The sequence below is a fragment of the Leifsonia sp. GW821-FHT13C05 genome (assembly GCF_058806515.1).
Genome location: NZ_JBXAPT010000001.1, coordinates 482,656 through 500,770 on the forward strand (window position 1 = coordinate 482,656; position 18,115 = coordinate 500,770).

Below are 18,115 nucleotides of genomic sequence, written 5' to 3' on the forward strand. Positions count from 1 at the left end.
TGCGACCTGTACTAGCGTTCACGACATGCGCGTTGATCTTCTGACCCGGGAATACCCGCCGGACATCTATGGCGGAGCCGGTGTGCACGTCACCGAACTCGTCCGGGCGTTGCGCACGGACACGGAGGTGCAGGTGCGCTGTTTCGGCGAGCCGCGCACCGAACAGGACGTGCACGCATACCGCGTGCCGCATGAACTCGCCGGCGCGAATGCCGCGATCAGCACACTCGGCGTCGACCTGCAGATGGCGCAGGACTGCGGGGGAGCCGACCTGGTGCACTCGCACACCTGGTACGCGAACAGCGCCGGCCACCTCGCGAAGCTGCTGCACGGCATCCCGCACATCGTCACCGCGCACAGCCTGGAGCCGCTGCGGCCGTGGAAGGCCGAGCAGCTCGGCGGCGGCTACCGCGTGTCGAGCTGGGCGGAGAAGACCGCGTTCGAGGCCGCGGACCGGGTGATCGCGGTGAGCGAGGGGATGCGCCGGGACATCCTGGCCGCGTATCCCGCGCTCGACCCCGAGCGCGTGACCGTGATCTACAACGGCATCGACCTCGACCGCTGGCAGCCGCTCGACGACGACGACCGGGCGAGAGCGCTCGGCATCGACCCCGGCCGTCCCGCCGTGATCTTCGTCGGCAGGATCACCAGGCAGAAGGGCCTGCCGTACCTGCTGCGCGCCGCCAGGATGCTGCCGAAGGAGGTGCAGGTCATCCTCTGTGCAGGAGCGCCGGACACGCCGGAGATCATGGCAGAGGTCAGCAGCGGCGTCGAGCAGCTGCAGGCGGAGCGCGACGGCGTTGTCTGGATCGACAGGCTGCTGTCTCAGGAGGAGCTGCGGGTGGCGCTGACCGCGTCCACCGTGTTCGTCTGCCCGTCCATCTACGAGCCGCTCGGCATCGTGAACCTCGAGGCGATGGCCTGCGGGCTGCCGGTGGTCGGCACGGCGACGGGAGGCATCCCCGAGGTGATCGTGGACGGCGTGACGGGACGGCTGGTGCCCATCGAGCAGGCCACGGACGGCACGGGGACGCCCACCGATCCGGATGCGTTCGTCGCCGACCTGGCGGCGGCGCTGACCGACGTGGTCGGCGACCCGGAGCGTGCGGCTCTGATGGGCAGTGCCGGCCGGCTGCGGGCCGAGACGGCGTTCAGCTGGGCCTCCATCGCGGAGCAGACACGGGAGCTGTACCGGTCCGTCCTGGCCTGATCGCGCCGCTAGGCTAGAGGGTATGTCCAGCGTTCTTCAGCTTCACGATGTGTCCGTCGTCCGCGACGGGAATACGGTTCTCGATTCGGTGAACTGGACGGTGGAGCCCGACGAACGCTGGGTCGTCCTCGGCCCGAACGGCGCAGGCAAGACGACGCTGCTGCAGATCGCCGCCGCCGCGCTGCACCCCACCTCCGGTGAGGCGGAAGTGCTCGGCGAGCCGATCGGTCACAGCGACCTGTCGGAGCTGCGCCCGCGCCTCGGCTTCGCGTCGAGCGCGCTCGCCCGGCGCATCCCGCGCACGGAGACGGTGCTCGACGTGGTGATGACCGCCGCGTACGCCGTGACCGGTCGCTGGAACGAGGAGTACGAGGAGATCGACGAGAGGCGCGCCCGCCGCGTCCTCGGCGAGTGGAACCTCGACCACCTCGCGGAGCGCACCTTCGGCAGCCTGAGCGACGGAGAGCAGAAGCGCGTGCAGATCGCGCGGTCGGTGATGACCGACCCCGAGATCCTGCTGCTCGACGAGCCGGCGGCCAGCCTCGACCTCGGCGGTCGCGAGGAGCTGCTGCAGCTGCTCGGCGGATACGCGAGCGACCCGAACTCTCCGGCGATCGTGATGGTCACCCACCACGTGGAGGAGATCCCGCTCGGCTTCAACAGGGCACTCCTGCTGGCCAACGGGGGCGTGGCCGCTCAGGGCACGCTCGACGAGGTCATCACGGCGGAGCGTCTCGGCGAGACGTTCGGCGTGGACGTGGAGCTGACCGAACTGGACGGCCGCTACAGCGTTCGTGCGCGTCGCGGCTCCGCTGACTGAACATCTGCTAAACTCGATAGCTGGCCCACCAGCCGACCTACTTTCCGCGCTGGGCTCGATGCATTCCTTCGATGCTCAGGCCACAACCGACAATTCACTACGCAACAAGGAAGTCCTGATGAAGACTGACATCCACCCCGACTACGCTCCGGTGGTTTTCCGCGACCTGGCCTCGGGAGCGGTGTTCCTCACCCGTTCGACCGTCACGAGCGAGAAGACGATCGAGTGGGAAGACGGCACCGTTTACCCGGTGATCGACGTCGAGATCTCGTCCGAGTCGCACCCGTTCTACACGGGCAAGCAGCGCATCATGGACTCCGCCGGTCGCGTCGAGAAGTTCAACTCGCGCTACAAGAACTTCGGCAAGTAACACACGCCAACGAGGAAGGCCCCGACCGTTCTGGTCGGGGCCTTCGTCGTTCTGGTCGGTGGATCAGTAGGTGTACGTGTTGGGGTTCGCCGCGACGACCGCGACGAGGATCACGAAGAAGATGATGCCGAGGATGATCTCGGCGAAGCCGATGATGATCGCCGCGATGGCGAGGCCGCGGCCCTGCTCACCGGTGCGCTTGATCTGGGAGAGGGCGACGAAGCCGAGGATGATGCCGACGATGTTGACGAAGAACGCCAGGATGAAGCCGACGATCGCCATCGTGTTGTAGCCGCGGGCGGCCGGAGCGCCCTGGTACGGCTGCTGGTATGGCTGCTGGCTCTGCGGCTGCTGCTCAGGAGGAAGTGGCTGCGGGTTGAGGTTTGAATCGCTCATACCCGTTATGGTACCAATCAGCAGATTCTAAGCCAACCGACAGAAATACATGTAGAGGCATGGACCTCAGCGCAGGGGCCAGGCTCCGGAGGTCGTGAAGCCGGGGTCGCGCACGCGGCGCATGTACTCCTGGAAGTCTGCGGCCTGCTCGCGGCACCAGTCCACCTGCATCCGGTGCAGCTCGGCGGCCTCGAAGGCGAGCGCCTCGGTGTGCACGCGGGCGAGCGCCTGGGCGACCCGTCCGGCGGCGATGGCGTCCGCTCCCGCATCGTGGGCGTCGGTCAGGTCGACGCCGTAGTACGTGGCCGTGACCTCGAGGGTGCGCTTGCCCCTGCGGTACTTGTCGACCGCCTTGTCGATGACGAGCGGGTCGACGATGGGGCCGGGGGAGACGAGCGGGGAGACGCCGTGGCGACGCGCCTCGCGGTCGAGCAGGGTGAAGTCGTACGGCGCGTTGTACGCCACCACCGGGATGCCGCGGCTGAAGAGCTCCCGCAGCGCATCCACGATCTGGGCGGTCGCGACGGCGGCGGGCATCCCGTTGGTGGAGGCGTGCTCGGTGGTGATGCCGTGTACGGCCGTGGCGCCGGCCGGGATCTCCACGCCGGGGTCGACGAGCCAGTCCTGGCGCTGCACGATCGTGCCGGTGTGGTCGAGGAGTCCGACGTGCGCTGTGACGATGCGCGCCGTCTCCACATCGATGCCGGTGGTCTCCAGATCGAAGACGCCCAATTCCTGATGCCACGTACTCATGGATTCAGCGTATGAGCGACCACCGTCAGGCCAGGGACCGACACGGCCCTCCCCAGGATGCTCAGCTGTGGCGGGGTTCGATGTGCAGCCAGTAGAAGTTCTGCGTGCCGAGCGTGAGCGTGAACCGGCCGTCCTCCGCGACGGTCGGGAACTCCGCGCCGCCGAACAGGTCGTACAGCGTCGCTCCGGCGAACTCCGGCGCCTCCAGCGAGACCGACACCGGGTTGTGCGCGAACGAGAACACGCACAGCACGTCCTCCGGCTGGTCGCCGAAGTGCGAACCGCTGCCCTCGTACGACCGCACGAACGCCAGCACGGACTCGTGGTTGGTCTGCAGCACCCGGATCGTGCCCAGCCCGAACACCGGATGCGCCTTCCGCACGTGGATCACGTTGCGGATCCAGTGCAGCAGCGAGCGCGACTGGGCCAGCTGCGCCTCCACGTTCACCTGGTTGTAGTGGTACACCAGCGACTGGACGACGGGCAGGAAGAGCTTGCCGGGGTCTGCGGTGGAGAAGCCGGCGTTGCGGTCCGGCGTCCACTGCATCGGCGTGCGGGAGCTGTCGCGGTCGGGCAGCCAGATGTTGTCGCCCATCCCGATCTCGTCGCCGTAGTAGAGGAACGGGCTGCCCGGGAGGGAGAACAGCAGGGCGTGCGCCAGTTCGAGCTCGGCGCGCGAGTTGTCGAGCAGGGGAGCGAGGCGGCGCCGGATGCCGATGTTGGCGCGCATCCGCGGGTCGTATGCGTACCAGCCGTACATGGCCTGCCGGTACTCCTCGCTGACCATCTCGAGCGTCAGCTCGTCGTGGTTGCGGAGGAAGACGCCCCAGGCGGAGCCGTCCGGCACGTCGAGCGTCTCGGACAGCACCCTGACCAGCTCGGCGGACTGCTGCGAGCGCAGGGCGTAGAAGATGCGCGGCATGACGGGGAAGTCGAACGCCATGTGGCACTCCGGCTCCTCCTCCGTTCCGAAGAACGCGGCGACCTCGCGCGGCCACTGGTTCGCCTCGGCGACCATCATGCGGCCCGGGTACTCGCGGTCGACCATCTCGCGCAGCTTCTTGATGAAGTCGTGCGTCTTCGGCTCGCCCTCGCCGTTGCCCTCGTCGGACTCGTAGAGGTAGGGGATCGCATCCAGCCGGAAGCCGTCGACGCCGAGGTCGAGCCAGAACCGGACGATGTCGAACATCGCCTCGTGCACGGCCGGGTTCTCGAAGTTGAGGTCGGGCTGGTGCGAGAAGAAACGGTGGAAGTAGTACTGGCGGCGCGCCTCGTCGAACGCCCAGTTGGAGTCCTCGGTGTCGACGAAGATGATGCGGATGTCCGGCCACTTGTCGTCGGTGTCGTTCCAGACGTAGAAGTCGCCGTACGGCCCCTCCGGGTCGGAGCGGGATTGCTGGAACCACTCGTGCTGGTCGGAGGTGTGGTTCATCGGCAGGTCGATGATGATGCGCATGTTGCGTTCGTGCGCCTTGGTCACGAGGTCGCGGAACTCGTCGATCGTGCCGAACTCGGGAAGGATCGCCCGGAAGTCGGACACGTCGTATCCACCGTCGCGCAGCGGCGACTGGAAGAACGGCGGGAGCCAGAGCGCGTCGATGCCGAGCCACTGCAGGTAGTCGAGTTTCGAGGTGAGCCCGGCGAGGTCACCCGACCCGTCTCCGTTGCTGTCGACGAACGACCGCACCATGACCTCGTAGAACACCGACCGGCGGTACCACTGCGGGTCGAGGGTGAGCCCGGGCAGCGTGATGGGCGCAGTGAAACTCACGGTTCTCCTTCCGGCACGGTGGCCGACTGCAAGCGATTACAACCAGTCGAGTCTAGGTGGTCGCGATAGTGCCGTGTCCAGTCCTGTGAGCACATTGCCGGGGGTGGCATCCGCGCTGCCTAGACTGGTCTGCGATGAGCCCTTCCTCCGCACATACTGCTTCACCATACGCCGACGCGCTCGACCGTCTACCGGTGCGCACGGCCGAGGTGTCGATCCTCGGTGGCACCACCAGGTACTGGGACTACGGAGACCCGTCGGCGCCGACGACGCTCGTGCTGGTCCACGGCTTCCGCGGCGACCACCACGGCCTGGAGCCGGTGGTCGCCCAGCTGCGCGGCGTGCGGATGATCTCGCCCGACCTGCCCGGCTTCGGAGCATCCACCCCTCTGACGCAGGCGAAGCACGACATCGACGGGTATGCGCGCTGGCTGCGGGCGTTCGTCGGCTCACTCGGGATCGACGGCAGGTTCGTGTTGCTCGGCCACTCGTTCGGTTCCATCGTGGTGTCGGCGGCCCTGGCGGACGAGGCGGCACCGGATGCGCTGCACCCGCACGACGTCGTCCTGGTCAACCCGATCGGCCAGCCGGCGCTCGAAGGACCCCGCGGCATCATGACGCGCCTCGCGATCTTCTACTACTGGCTCGCGGCTGCGCTGCCCCGTGGCCTCGGCTTCGGCCTGTTGCGCAACCGCGCGATCGTGCGCGTGATGAGCGTGACGATGGCGAAGACCAAGGACAAATCGCTTCGGCGCTGGATCCACGACCAGCACGACCGCTACTTCAGCGCGTTCAGCGACAGGGATGTGGTGCTCGACGCGTTCACCGCTTCGGTGTCGCACGACGTCAGCGAGTACGCGGCGCGCATCCCGGAGCGGACCCTGCTGGTGGCGGCGCAGAAGGACGACATCACGCCCATCTCCGCCCAGTACCGGCTGCAGAAGCTGTTCCCGGATGCGCGGCTCGTCGTCATCCCCGGCGTCGGCCACCTCATCCACTACGAGACCCCGGCAGAGGCCGCAAGAGCGATCGAGGACTTCCTGGCATGAAGATCGTGTTCGACTGCCGCTACACCAGAATCGGCCGCCACGACGGGATCAGCCGGTACACGGCCGGGCTCGTCGCCGCCCTGGCGAAACGCCACCCCGTCACCATGCTGATCAGCGATCACCGCCAGCTGGAGATGCTGCCGAACCTGCCGTGGGAGCTGATCGGCTCGCCGACCAGCGCGGGAGAGCCGTGGGTGGCCAGGCAGGTCAACCGGCTGAAGCCGGACGTGGTGTTCACGCCGATGCAGACGATGGGCGGCTGGGGCCGCCGCTACCGGCTGGTGCTCACTGTGCACGACCTCATCTACTACCGAAACCGCACGCCACCGCGCGATCTGCCAGCGCCCATCCGGTTGCTCTGGCGGCTGTACCACCTGGCCTGGTGGCCGCAGCGGCTGCTGCTCAACCGATCGGATGCGGTGGTGACGGTCTCGCAGACCACCAAGCAGCTGATCGCCGAGCACAAGCTGACCAGGCGGCCCGTGCACGTGGTGCCGAATGCGGCCGACATGCCGGAGCTCGACCCTGTCCGCGCATCCCGTACCAGCCCGGAGACGAAATCGCTGGTCTACATGGGCTCGTTCATGCCGTACAAGAACGTCGAGACGCTCGTGCGCGCCGCAGCGCTGCTTCCCGACTACGAGCTGCACCTGATGAGCAGGGTGAGCGACGCAGAGCGCGCCCGCCTGGCCGCTGTCGCTCCGGAGGCACGGATCGTGTTCCACAACGGGGCGAGCGACGAGGAGTATGCGGACACGGTTGCTGCGGCAACGGCGCTGGTGACGGCGTCGCACGACGAAGGATTCGGCATCCCGCTGGTCGAGGCGATGACCCTCGGCACGCCCGTGGTGGTCAGCGACATCCCGATCTTCCGGGAGATCGGGGGAGAGGCCGCACTGTTCTTCGACGCGGACTCCGCCGAGCAGGCCGCCGCGCGCATCCGGCACCTGGAGGAGGAGGGCGTCTGGGCCGCCCGATCGGCCGCGTCGAAACGCGAAGCGGAGCGCTTCACCTGGGACGCGTCGTCTGAACATCTTCTCACGGTGCTCACCGCGGCGGCCGCGAGGGCGAAACGAAAGCTCGATTGATGTCATAATCGCGTCGATGTGCAGTGGTGCACATTTCGAAGAGGGGGACGGGGAATGTCGATGCGACGCTGGGGGAGGACGGCCGCTGCCGTCGGGATCGTGGCGGTGACCGCGATGGCGGGAGCCGTGCTGGGGGCGCTGCCCGCGAACGCGAGCCAAGACCTGTACCGGGTGGTGAACACGATCCCTGTCGTTCCCGGTGGCGGCGACGGGATCGCGACGATCCCCACCATGGCGGTCGACCAGGGCACGAACACCCTGTTCGCGCTGGTGACGGAACGCGCGCACAGCGACCTCTCCGTGCTCGACCTCACCGACGGCTCTCTGACGAAGACGCTGCCCCTGCCGGTCATCCCGCTGGGGGTCGCCATCGATGAGGCGCGGCACCTCGTCTACGTCACGGTCGAGGACCTGGACGCCGGGACCACCTCGCTCGCGGTGTTCAGCACCACGAGCCTGACTCAGGTGGCGACCATCCAGCTCGGCGCCGTGCATCTGATCGGTTCCAGCGGGGACAGCGGGATCGCCGTCGACACCGCGACGGGCTCCGTCTACGTCGTCGGGGACCGCCAGGTGGGCGCAGCTCAGACGCCATCCTTCCTGGTGCTGACCGCCGCGCAGATCGCCACCGCGGTCGGCGGTACGGCTGTCACGCCGACGCCGGTCGCGCTCCCGGCCACACAGCAGCAACCGGCCGGGATCGCCATCGACCCCGCCGGCGGCGTCGTGTACGCGGTGACGTCGTCGCCCACAGATTCCACGCTGTTCTCGCTCAGCACGGCGACGAACACGGTGACACGCACCGTGCCGCTGACGGGGATCGCGCACGTCGCGACGGTCGACCCGTCCACCGGCACCGTGTACGTCTCCCGTCGCACGTCGGCGTTCTCGTCCGCGTACGAGGTGGCGATCGTGCCGCGCGGAGGCTCGGCGGTGACCGCGACCATCGGCCTTCCCGCCCAGGCGGAAGCGCTCCAGGTCGACCAGACGGCCGGCACGCTCTACGTCGCCGTCTCGCAGCCGTTCGAGGGCGGAACCGCGAACGCGGTGCTCGCGGTCACCACCGCGTCGAAGACGGTGGTCGGCTATGTCCCCGTGCCGACGCCCGCCGGTATCGCCGTGAACCAGGCGACAGGGTCCGTGTACGTCTCCGGTGCGAACTCGGGCAACACGCTCGTGTCTGTCCTGCGGAAACTCACCACCGACAGGGTGGCGGGCAGCGACCGCTTCGCGACCTCGGTGGCCGTCTCGAAGAAGGCCTTCCCCGGCACGGCGCCCGTCGTCTACGTCGCCTCCGGCCTGAACTATCCGGATGCGCTGGCGGCCGGACCGGCTGCTGCGAAGCGCGGCGGCCCGCTGCTGCTCACACCGCCGACCGGGCTCACGCCGGATGTCGCGGCGGAGGTTGCACGGCTCAAGCCGGCGAAGATCGTGGTCGCCGGTGGCGCAGCATCCGTCTCCGACCACGTGCTGAGCCAGCTGCGCTCGGCGGCGCCGTCGGCGACGGTGAGCCGCGCAGCGGGTGACGACCGGTTCTCCACCTCGCGCTCCGTCGTGACGGGGGCGTTCTCGTCTGCGACCACCGTGTACCTGGCCTCCGGCCTGAACTTCCCTGATGCGCTGTCGGCTGGAGGGGCAGCCGGGTCGAAGGGCGCTCCCGTGCTGCTCGTCAACGGCGCTGCGGACTCCGCTGACGCGGCGACGACGGCGCTGCTGAGGTCGCTCGGGGCGACGAAGGTCGAACTGGTCGGCGGAACGTCGGTGATCTCGAGCGGCATGGAGTACTCGCTGACGCAGAGCGGCTTCACGGTCAGCCGTCTCGCCGGATCGGACAGGTACTCCACGGCGGAGGCGGTCAACGTGACCACGTACCCCACCGCATCCACGGCGATCATCGCCACCGGCTTCGGCTACCCGGATGCCCTCGCGGCGAGCAGTTGGGCAGGCAAGACGTCCTCGCCGCTGTTCCTCGCTCCCGGCAGCTGCGTGCCGACCGGTGTGCTGGCCGACATGGGCCGCCTCGGCGTCCGCACGGTCACCCTGATCGGTGGCCCGACCGTCCTGACGACGGAGGTCGAGGGGCTCACGCCGTGCGGAGGGATGTAGCGGAGGGCTGAGCGCGGCTCAGAGCACCGACGCCGTGAACAGGTCCCTGTCCTCCGGGTGGAGGTTGAAGCGGTCGAGCGTGAGCGTGCCGTCCTCGTAGACGAACTCGTGCACGGAGCCGTTCGGGATTACCTCGCCGGGGCCGGGCAGCGCGTGATCGGTGACGTGGCGCACCAGGGAGCCGATCACGCCGCCGTGGCTGACCACGATGACGGACTCGCCCTGGTGCCGCTCCCCGAGCTCCAGCAGGGCAGGGAGGGCGCGCTCGACGACTTCGTCGCGGGATTCGCGGCCGGGCACGGGCGTGCCCTCCGGCCAGCGGGCCAGGATCTCGGCGCCGGTGAGGCCCTCCGCGTCGCCGTAGCTGCGTTCCGCGACCTCGGGCAGCGGTAGGGGAGCATCCAGACCGGTGTGCGACGCGATGATGCTCGCCGTCTCGCTCGCGCGGCTCAGCGGGCTCGCGTAGATCGCGTCGTAGGTGCCGCCGGCGAGCGCGCGACCGGTGGCCTCCGCCTGCTCGCGACCCGTGTCGTTCAACGGGATGTCGCTCGACCCCTGGATGCGTTTGGCGAGGTTCCAGTCGGTCTGACCGTGGCGAACAAGGGAGATTCTGGTCACGCGCGTCCTTTCACTGCGAGGACGCGGAGGCGGCGGGGCTAGGTGAGCCTCGCCGCGAGTTCGACGAGTGTCTCCGTCGTCCCTGCGTTCAGCTTAATGGTCGCGCGACCGTCGCCCTTGGTGTCGCCCCTGTTGATGATGACGATCGGCAGCTTGCGCCGCCTCGCCTCCTCCAGCAACCGGATGCCCGAGTTGACCGCCAGGGACGACCCGGCGATGATCAGCGCTTCCGAACTGCGGACGAGCGCGCTCGCCTCCCGGTACTTCTCGGCCGGGATGAACTCGCCGAAGAACACCACGTCCGGCTTGAGGCGGCCGCCGCAGACCGTGCAGTCCGGCACCTGGAACGCATCCACGTCTGTGACGATCGCGTCGCCGTCCGGGGCGATCTCGACGGCGCCGTCCGCATCCAGCCAGGGGTTCGCCGTCTCGATGCGGGCAGCGATGGCCTCACGGGCGAAGATCTGGCCGCAGACCAGGCAGAGTACGCGATCCATCGCGCCGTGCAGGTCGACCACCTTGCGGGAGCCCGCCTGCTTGTGCAGGCCGTCCACGTTCTGGGTGATGACGCCGTTGGCCGCACCGCCGAGTTCGAGCGCCGCGATGGCGCGGTGGCCGTCGTTGGGGGCCGCGGCGGCGAACCGGCGGTAGCCCAGGTGGCTGCCCGCCCAGTACCGCTTGCGGAAGCCGTCATCGGCGAGGAACTGCTGGAACGTCATCGGCGTGCGCTTCGGAGCGCCCTCGCCGCGGTAGTCGGGGATGCCGGAGTCCGTCGAGACGCCGGCCCCGGTGAGCATGGCGAAGCGGCGGCCGCTCAGCAGGTCGACCGTCGCGTCCAGGTCTCTGGCCAGTTCGGGAGAGAGCTCCGTCGTCACCGTTGCCACAGGCATCCTCCAGTCGGTTCTGTCAGAAGTCTAAACACGCGAGTTTTCCGGAATGTTTCCGACGACTGGCAATCTGTAAGCTGCACCGCGATTCTCCGGCGCAGGAAGAGAGGCACCAGCCGTGCGCATCCACCGCATCACCGACCTGACAGCCGACGGCCTGGCCGACTACTCGCGGCTCACCGACGTGGCCCTGCGCCGCGTCAGCGAGCCGGAGGGAGGCCTGTACATCGCGGAGTCGTCGAAGGTGATCACGCGCGCACTGGCGGCCGGGCACCGCCCGCGCTCCGTGCTGCTGCAGGAGCAGTGGCTGCCAGACATCGAGCCGCTGCTGGCCGACTACCCGGAGGTGCCGGTGTTCGTCGGAGAAAGCGGCGTGCTCGAAGAGCTCACCGGTTACCACCTGCACCGCGGTGCCCTGGCGGCGATGCACCGTCCGGTGCTGCCCGATCCCGCCGACCTGCTCAGGGATGCCCGGCGCGTCGTCGTGCTGGAGGACATCGTCGACCACACGAACGTGGGCGCGATCTTCCGCTCGGTCGCCGGCCTCGGCGCCGACGCCGTTCTGGTGAGCCCGCGCTGCGCGGACCCGCTGTACCGCAGGAGTGTGCGCGTCAGCATGGGCACGGTGCTGCAGGTGCCGTGGACGCGCATCCCGGAGTGGGACGAGGCCGCGCCGATCCTGCACGACGCCGGGTTCGAGATCGCGGCGCTCGCCCTCGCCGACGACGCCGTCGAGCTCGGGGCGTACGCGTCCGACGCTCCCGAGCGGGTGGCGCTCGTGCTCGGCTCCGAGGGGGACGGGCTGAGCAGGAGGGCGCTGGCCGCGGCGGACACGGTGGTGACAATCCCGATGCTGCACGGGGTCGACTCGCTCAACGTGGCGTCGGCGAGTGCTGTCGCACTCTGGGCGTTGACGCGTTGACCGCGCGTTCTCAGCCGACGCCTCGGTAGCCCCGCATACAATTCTCGGGTGTCAGACCAGCCTCGCCGTGTGTCCCCCCAGGTGTACCGCCGTCGCCGGATCGTCGTCTTCAGCCTCGTCGGGGTCGTCCTCGCCAGCCTGATGTACCTGTCCGGCTCGCTGTTCGGGCCGGTGCCTGCGACCGCCGCCGTGGTGCAGCACGAGAAGAGCATCGCGCAGCCGGCGGCCCAGCTGGCTTGGCCGGGCTGGGGCGCGAGCGCCATCTCCGCACCGGATGTGGACGGCGCCACCGAATACCACGGCAGCGACAAGAGCTTGCCGATCGCGAGCGTGACGAAGACGATCACCGCGCTCGTCGTGCTCGACGCGAAGCCTCTCAGCGGAGGGTCGGAAGGCCCGACGATCGACTTCACGCAAAAGGACGTCGACATCTGGAACCAGGTGATCGCCGACGGCGGATCGTGGGCGCCGGTCGTGGCCGGCACCTCGATGACCGAAAAGCAGGCGCTCACCGCGATGCTGCTCCCGTCGGCGAACAACTACGCGATCTCTCTGGCCAACTGGGCGTACGGCTCCACGGACAAGTTCGTGAAGGCGGCGAACGGGTGGCTGGCGGACAAGAAGTTCACCGGCACCCGCCTCACCAGCCCGGACGGCCTGGACCCCGGCAGCGTCAGCACCACGAAAGACCTGATCGGCATCGGCAAGCTGGTGCTCGCCGACCCCGTGCTCTCCTCGATCGTGTCGCAGAAGTCCGCGACCCTCCCCGGCGCAGGCGCGCAGGACAACACGAACACGCTCCTCGGCTTCGAGGGCATCGACGGGATCAAGACGGGCAACACCGACGAGGCGGGCAACTGCCTCCTGTTCTCCGCGGAGATCGGCGTGGGAAGCAACAAGGTGCGCGTGGTCGGCGCCGTGCTCGGCGCACCGACCCACGACGACCTGTGGGCGGCCGTCAAGGCGCTGCTTGTCAGCATGAAGGGCGGCTTCCACCAAGTGGATGCGTCGACCGTCGGGCAGCAGTACGGCACGTACTCGACCCCCTGGGGAGCGAAATCCGCCCTCGTCTCCACCTCGACGAAGAGCTTCGTCGTGTGGTCGGACACGCCCATCCAGGTGGACATGCAGACCCGCACCATCCAGTCGGGCCGCAAGGGCGACGTGGTCGGTCAGGTCACCTTCACCCTCAACGGGAAGACGCAGACCGCCCAGCTCGCGCTCGCGAAGGACGTCCCTGACCCCGGTCTCGGCTGGCGCCTCGCCCACCCGGGCGGCCTCGGCGCCTGACCCGCGCGCGCCTCAGTCGGCGGGGCTAGGGGAGGCGGAAGGGGCCCGCGTCCGGGCGCTTGGGGAGGACGTGGTCGCCGGAGGACTGGTGGCGGATGCGCCGGACCACCCAGGGCACGAGGTATTCGCGCGCCCAGGAGATGTCTTCCGAGCGCGCCTGGCGCCAGGTGCGCGGCGGCAGCGGCTCGGGCTGCAACGGCTGCAGGTCGTTCTCGACGTTGAGCGCTGCGAGCACCATGCGGGCGACGGTGTGGTGCCCGAGCGGGGCGAGGTGCAGGCGGTCCGGCGCCCACATCCGCTGGTCCTGGATATCGGTGAGCGACCACTGGTCGGCCACGATCGCGTCGTACTTGGCGGCGACGGCGCGCACGTTCTCGTTGTAGATCGCGACCTTGCCGCGGATGCCGCGGAACACGGGGGAGAAGCCGACGTCGACACCGGTGAACACGACGACGGTCGCCCCGTCCGCGCTGAGCTGTGAGACGGCCTGGTCGAACAGCGCGGCGATCTGGTCCGGGTCCGTACCGGGCCGGATGACGTCGTTGCCGCCGGCGGAGATGGTGATCAGGTCGGGACGCAGGGCGACCGCCGGGGCGACCTGCTCATCCAGGATCTGCTTGATCAGCTTGCCGCGCACGGCGAGGTTGGCGTATGCGAAGTCGTCGGTCTGGCTGCTCAGCACCTCGGCGACGCGGTCGGCCCAGCCGCGGTGTCCGCCCGGGCTGCCCGGCTCAGGGTCGCCGATCCCTTCCGTGAACGAATCGCCGATGGCGACGTAGCGGGACCACGGATGCTGCGCTTCGGACATACCTTCATTCTGCACCTTGGCATCCTGGGCGCACGTTCGGGCCGCACTCAGACGGGACGCAGGAGGCACGCAGACGGCACGCCCGGGCCGTTCCGCCGGGTGAGCGAGTGTCGGTGGGAGCCGGTAGATTTGATCCAAGTGGAACAGCCGACCGAACCCGATACCTCGCTTCGCCCTGGTGCGCACGCCGGAACCTTCGCTGCTGAACACCTGTCGCCCTCCTTCCCGGAGCGTGCGGCCTGGGGAACAGCGGGAAAACTGCGTGCGTGGCAAGCCGAGGCCCTCGACGCGTACTTCGAGAACGAACCCCGCGACTTCCTCGCGGCGGCGACGCCCGGCGCAGGAAAGACCACGTTCGCGCTGCGCCTCGCCACCGAGCTGCTCGCGCGGCGCGTCGTCGAGCGGATCACCGTCGTCGCCCCGACCGAGCACCTGAAGCGGCAGTGGGCGGAGGCGGCCGAGCGTGTCGGCCTGCACCTCGACCCCGAGTTCAAGAACTCCGACGGCCGGTACGCCCGCCACTTCAAGGGCGTCGCCGTCACGTACGCGCAGGTCGCGATGCGGCCCAGCCTGCACAAAGACATCACCGAGAACTACCGCACCCTGGTCATCCTCGACGAGGTGCACCACGGCGGGGATGCGCTCAGCTGGGGAGACGGCATCCGGGAGGCGTTCGAGCGGGCCACCAGGCGGCTCTCGCTCACCGGTACGCCGTTCCGCTCCGACACGGCGCCCATCCCGTTCGTGACCTACCTGCCAGACAAGGCGGGCATCCGCACCTCGCTCACCGACTACAACTACGGCTACGGCCGCGCTCTCGCCGACGGCGTCGTGCGTCCGGTGATCTTCCTCGTCTACGCCGGGCACATGCGCTGGCGCACCAAGACCGGCGACGAGATGGAGGCGCGGCTCGGCGAGGGCAACACCAAAGACATCACCTCGCAGGCCTGGCGCACCGCCCTCGACCCGCGCGGCGAGTGGATCCCGGCCGTGCTGAACGCCGCGGACCGCCGCCTCACCGAGGTGCGCAACGCCATCCCGGATGCCGGCGGCCTCGTCATCGCCACCGACCACTACGCGGCGCGCGCGTACGCCGACCTGCTGCAGCAGATCTCGGGGGAGCCGGTCACGGTCGTGCTCTCCGACGAGAAGGAGGCGAGCGACAGGATCGCGGAGTTCGCCGCAGGCACCTCCCGGTGGATGGTCGCGGTGCGGATGGTGTCGGAGGGCGTCGACGTGCCGCGGCTGGCGGTGGGCGTGTACGCGACCAGCGCATCCACCCCGTTGTTCTTCGCGCAGGCGATCGGGCGCTTCGTGCGGGCGAGGCGTCGCGGCGAAACGGCGTCGGTGTTCCTGCCGAACGTCCCGACGCTGATGGCGCTGGCGAACGCGCTCGAACTGGAGCGTGACCACGCGCTCGACCGGCCGACCGACGAGAACGCCGAGGGCGACTTCTTCAACCCGGAAGACGCCATGATGGCGGAGGCGAACCGGCAGGAGCGCGCGTCCGAGGGCCTGATGGACGAGTTCTCGTTCGAAGCACTCGGCTCCGAGGCCAACTTCGACAGGGTGCTCTACGACGGGCAGGAGTTCGGCAGCTTCGCCGTTCCCGGCAGCGACGAGGAGCTCGACTTCATCGGGCTGCCGGGCATCCTGGAACCCGAGCAGGTGCACGAACTGCTCACGCAGCGGCAGCAGCGGCAGGCGCGCCGCACCAGCTCCCGCCCGCAGTCCGCGGAGGGACACCCGCCCGCGCCGCTGTACCGCAACCTCAAGGAGCAGCGCAGCCTGCTGAACAGCCTGGTCGGGCTGTACTCGAAGAACACGGGAGAGCCGCACGGGCTCATCCACGCCGAGCTGCGCCGCGTCTGCGGCGGCCCCGCCGTCGCGCAGGCGAGCGTGACCCAGCTGCAGGCCCGCATCGACTACCTGCGCAAGCGGCTCGGACGCGCGTAGCCGGTCGCGCTCAGTCCAGCGGGCCGCGCACGCGGTAGCGCAGGTGGAGCACGCGGTCGCCCTGGATCACCGCGGGGTCGTCGAGCAGGCGCTGCGCGTCGGCCGCACCGAAATAGCGCTTGCCCGTGCCGAACACCGCGGGCGCGACATCCATCCGCACCTCGTCGATCAGCCCGGCGGCGAAGACCTGGCCGCCCACGTCCCCGGCAGCCACCTCGACGACACGGTCGCCGGCGAGCCGCTGCGCCGTGGCCACCGCGGTCTCGATGTCGTCGACGAAGTGGAGGGGCGCGGCGGGATCCCAGCCGTCCGGTGCCGGCCGGTGCGTCACGACGACCACGAGGTCGACCCCGCTGGGAGGCCGGCCGTCCCAGCCGTCGGTCAGGTCGAAGACGTGGCGTCCGACGATCGTCACCGCTATGCTGTCCCAGTACGGCCGGACGTAGTCGTACGACGCCCGAGACACCAACAGCACGCCGCTCTCATCCAGGGGCACGTCCCCGCTGGTGAGCCAGTCGAACAGCGGCCCAGGCTGGTCGTCGCTGTCGGCGATGAAGCCGTCCGTCGACACTGAGGCGTACATGACCACCGTGCCCACGTGGTGCTCCTCTCCGTCTGAGTGCCCCCAGTATGCCAACGGGCGGCCGCAGTGCGCGACCGCCCGTTGGCAGTTCCGGATACGGTGTGCCGCCTAGATGACGCCCATCGCGATCATCGCGTCCGCGACACGGGTGAACCCGGCGATGTTCGCGCCGAGGACGTAGTCGCCCGGGGCGCCGTATTCGTCGGCGGTCTCCGCGCACCGGTCGTGGATGCCGACCATGATCTCGGCCAGGCGGCTCTCGGCGTAGTCGAAGCTCCACGCATCCCGGGAGGCGTTCTGCTGCATCTCGAGCGCAGAGGTGGCGACGCCGCCCGCGTTCGCGGCCTTGCCGGGCGCGAACAGCACGCCGGCCGCGGTGAGGACCTTGACCGCCTCCGGGGTGCACGGCATGTTGGCACCCTCGACGACGGCGGCGACACCGGTGCTCGCGAGCGTCTTCGCGGCATCGCCGCCGAGCTCGTTTTGGGTGGCGCAGGGGATGGCGACGTCGATCGTGGTCTCGGCGGCGAGCGCCCAGATGTCGCCGCCCGCGCGGTAGTCGGAGGCGGTGCCGCGCGCCTCGGCGTAGTCGCTCAGCCGTCCGCGGCGCTGCTCCTTGATCTCGCGCAGGAGGTCGAGGTCGAGGCCGTCGCGGTCGTAGACGACGCCGGAGGAGTCCGAGCAGGCGACGACCGTTCCGCCGAGCTGCTGCACCTTCTGGATGGCGTAGATCGCGACGTTGCCCGATCCGGAGACGAGCACGCGGGCGCCGTCGAACGAGCGGCCGCGGGTGGACAGCATCCGGTCGGCGAACACGACGGCGCCGAAGCCGGTGGCCTCCGTGCGGACGAGCGAGCCGCCCCAGCCGATGCCCTTTCCGGTGAGGACGCCGGACTCGTAGCGGTTGGTGATGCGCTTGTACTGGCCGAACAGGTAGCCGATCTCGCGACCGCCGACTCCGATGTCTCCGGCGGGCACATCCGTGTACTCGCCGAGGTGACGGTACAGCTCGGTCATGAACGACTGGCAGAACCGCATCACCTCCGCGTCCGACTTGCCCTTGGGGCCGAAGTCGCTGCCGCCCTTGCCTCCGCCGATCGGCAGGCCGGTGAGGGCGTTCTTGAAGATCTGCTCGAAGCCGAGGAACTTGACCGTGCCCAGCGTGACGGTCGGGTGGAACCGCAGGCCGCCCTTGAACGGGCCGAGCGCCGAGTTGAACTCGACGCGGAAACCGCGGTTGATCTGCACGCGGCCGGCGTCGTCCGTCCACGGCACGCGGAAGATGATCTGGCGCTCCGGCTCGCAGAGGCGATCGAGCACGGCGGCCTCGGCGTAGCGGGGGTTCCTGGCGATCACCGGGCCGAGAGAGTCGAAGACCTCCCTCGCCGCCTGATGGAATTCTGGTTCTCCGGCGTTCCGCTTCAGAACGTCGTCGAGGAGGGTTGTGAGGTCAGTAGTCACTCGCGGCCTTTCGATGGTGCACAAGAT

General features: G+C 69.1%; 17 protein-coding genes. 9 read left to right on the forward strand and 8 right to left on the reverse strand.

Going from position 1 to position 18,115, the window contains the following annotated elements; genetic code table 11:
* Window positions 1-25: 25 nt before the first annotated feature.
* The 3 genes from glgA to AC1ROC_RS02300 all read left to right on the forward strand — a co-directional run bounded on the left by glgA (window position 26) and on the right by AC1ROC_RS02300 (window position 2,400).
* Window positions 26-1,210 carry a glycogen synthase gene (gene glgA, locus AC1ROC_RS02290; protein ID WP_492997816.1) on the forward strand — a complete coding sequence of 395 codons (1,185 nt, stop codon included), beginning with the start codon at window positions 26-28 and terminating at the stop codon, window positions 1,208-1,210.
* A gap of 22 nt (window positions 1,211-1,232) precedes the next feature.
* Window positions 1,233-2,030: an ABC transporter ATP-binding protein gene (locus tag AC1ROC_RS02295; RefSeq protein ID WP_434948647.1), complete on the forward strand. Its 798-nt coding sequence runs from the start codon at window positions 1,233-1,235 to the stop codon at window positions 2,028-2,030.
* Between the two features lie 118 nt (window positions 2,031-2,148).
* A complete protein-coding gene (locus tag AC1ROC_RS02300; protein ID WP_085370637.1) occupies window positions 2,149-2,400 on the forward strand; it encodes a type B 50S ribosomal protein L31 in 252 nt (83 codons plus the stop codon).
* A gap of 63 nt (window positions 2,401-2,463) precedes the next feature.
* Here the strand turns inward: AC1ROC_RS02300 and AC1ROC_RS02305 are convergent, their stop codons facing one another.
* From AC1ROC_RS02305 to treS, 3 genes are all read right to left on the reverse strand, one after another.
* Entirely contained in the window at window positions 2,464-2,796 is a 333-nt protein-coding gene (locus tag AC1ROC_RS02305) for a DUF4190 domain-containing protein (protein ID WP_085370636.1), read from the reverse strand.
* Between the two features lie 66 nt (window positions 2,797-2,862).
* Entirely contained in the window at window positions 2,863-3,549 is a 687-nt protein-coding gene (locus tag AC1ROC_RS02310; protein WP_168689489.1) for a 3'-5' exonuclease, read from the reverse strand.
* A 61-nt stretch (window positions 3,550-3,610) separates the two neighbouring features.
* Window positions 3,611-5,320, reverse strand: coding sequence for a maltose alpha-D-glucosyltransferase (gene treS / locus AC1ROC_RS02315; protein ID WP_085370634.1), 1,710 nt, complete (start codon window positions 5,318-5,320; stop codon window positions 3,611-3,613).
* A gap of 134 nt (window positions 5,321-5,454) precedes the next feature.
* Here treS and AC1ROC_RS02320 point away from each other — a divergent pair, with 134 nt between their 5' ends.
* The 3 genes from AC1ROC_RS02320 to AC1ROC_RS02330 are packed head-to-tail and all read left to right on the forward strand — an operon-like array spanning window position 5,455 to window position 9,563.
* Window positions 5,455-6,369 carry an alpha/beta fold hydrolase gene (locus AC1ROC_RS02320; RefSeq protein ID WP_492997821.1) on the forward strand — a complete coding sequence of 305 codons (915 nt, stop codon included), beginning with the start codon at window positions 5,455-5,457 and terminating at the stop codon, window positions 6,367-6,369.
* Window positions 6,366-7,457 carry a glycosyltransferase family 4 protein gene (locus AC1ROC_RS02325; protein WP_492997822.1) on the forward strand — a complete coding sequence of 364 codons (1,092 nt, stop codon included), beginning with the start codon at window positions 6,366-6,368 and terminating at the stop codon, window positions 7,455-7,457. The genes AC1ROC_RS02320 and AC1ROC_RS02325 overlap by 4 nt, the downstream gene beginning before the upstream one ends.
* Window positions 7,458-7,511: 54 nt before the next feature.
* Complete coding sequence (locus AC1ROC_RS02330) at window positions 7,512-9,563, forward strand: cell wall-binding repeat-containing protein (RefSeq protein ID WP_492997824.1); 2,052 nt, start codon at window positions 7,512-7,514, stop codon at window positions 9,561-9,563.
* Between the two features lie 18 nt (window positions 9,564-9,581).
* Here the strand turns inward: AC1ROC_RS02330 and AC1ROC_RS02335 are convergent, their stop codons facing one another.
* Window positions 9,582-10,181: a histidine phosphatase family protein gene (locus tag AC1ROC_RS02335; protein ID WP_492997826.1), complete on the reverse strand. Its 600-nt coding sequence runs from the start codon at window positions 10,179-10,181 to the stop codon at window positions 9,582-9,584.
* 38 nt (window positions 10,182-10,219) lie between these two features.
* Complete coding sequence (locus AC1ROC_RS02340; protein WP_492997828.1) at window positions 10,220-11,065, reverse strand: Sir2 family NAD-dependent protein deacetylase; 846 nt, start codon at window positions 11,063-11,065, stop codon at window positions 10,220-10,222.
* Window positions 11,066-11,186: 121 nt separating this feature from the next.
* On the opposite strand from AC1ROC_RS02340, the gene AC1ROC_RS02345 reads away from it, so the two are divergent.
* The gene (locus tag AC1ROC_RS02345; protein WP_492997829.1) at window positions 11,187-11,990 is read left to right on the forward strand and encodes a TrmH family RNA methyltransferase; all 804 of its coding nucleotides are present in this window, start codon (window positions 11,187-11,189) and stop codon (window positions 11,988-11,990) included.
* 48 nt (window positions 11,991-12,038) lie between these two features.
* Window positions 12,039-13,280 carry a D-alanyl-D-alanine carboxypeptidase family protein gene (locus tag AC1ROC_RS02350; protein ID WP_492997831.1) on the forward strand — a complete coding sequence of 414 codons (1,242 nt, stop codon included), beginning with the start codon at window positions 12,039-12,041 and terminating at the stop codon, window positions 13,278-13,280.
* A 25-nt stretch (window positions 13,281-13,305) separates the two neighbouring features.
* On the opposite strand, the gene AC1ROC_RS02355 is transcribed toward AC1ROC_RS02350, so the two are convergent.
* Window positions 13,306-14,088 (reverse strand): SGNH/GDSL hydrolase family protein, encoded by a 783-nt coding sequence (locus AC1ROC_RS02355; RefSeq protein WP_492997833.1) that lies wholly within the window; start codon window positions 14,086-14,088, stop codon window positions 13,306-13,308.
* 138 nt (window positions 14,089-14,226) lie between these two features.
* On the opposite strand from AC1ROC_RS02355, the gene AC1ROC_RS02360 reads away from it, so the two are divergent.
* Window positions 14,227-16,044, forward strand: coding sequence for a DEAD/DEAH box helicase (locus AC1ROC_RS02360; RefSeq protein WP_085370625.1), 1,818 nt, complete (start codon window positions 14,227-14,229; stop codon window positions 16,042-16,044).
* A 10-nt stretch (window positions 16,045-16,054) separates the two neighbouring features.
* Here AC1ROC_RS02360 and AC1ROC_RS02365 read toward each other — a convergent pair whose 3' ends face one another.
* Together AC1ROC_RS02365 and gdhA are read right to left on the reverse strand one after the other, a co-directional pair.
* Window positions 16,055-16,642 carry a dihydrofolate reductase family protein gene (locus AC1ROC_RS02365; RefSeq protein ID WP_492997835.1) on the reverse strand — a complete coding sequence of 196 codons (588 nt, stop codon included), beginning with the start codon at window positions 16,640-16,642 and terminating at the stop codon, window positions 16,055-16,057.
* A 93-nt stretch (window positions 16,643-16,735) separates the two neighbouring features.
* Entirely contained in the window at window positions 16,736-18,088 is a 1,353-nt protein-coding gene (gene gdhA / locus AC1ROC_RS02370) for an NADP-specific glutamate dehydrogenase (protein ID WP_492997837.1), read from the reverse strand.
* Window positions 18,089-18,115 lie beyond the last annotated feature (27 nt).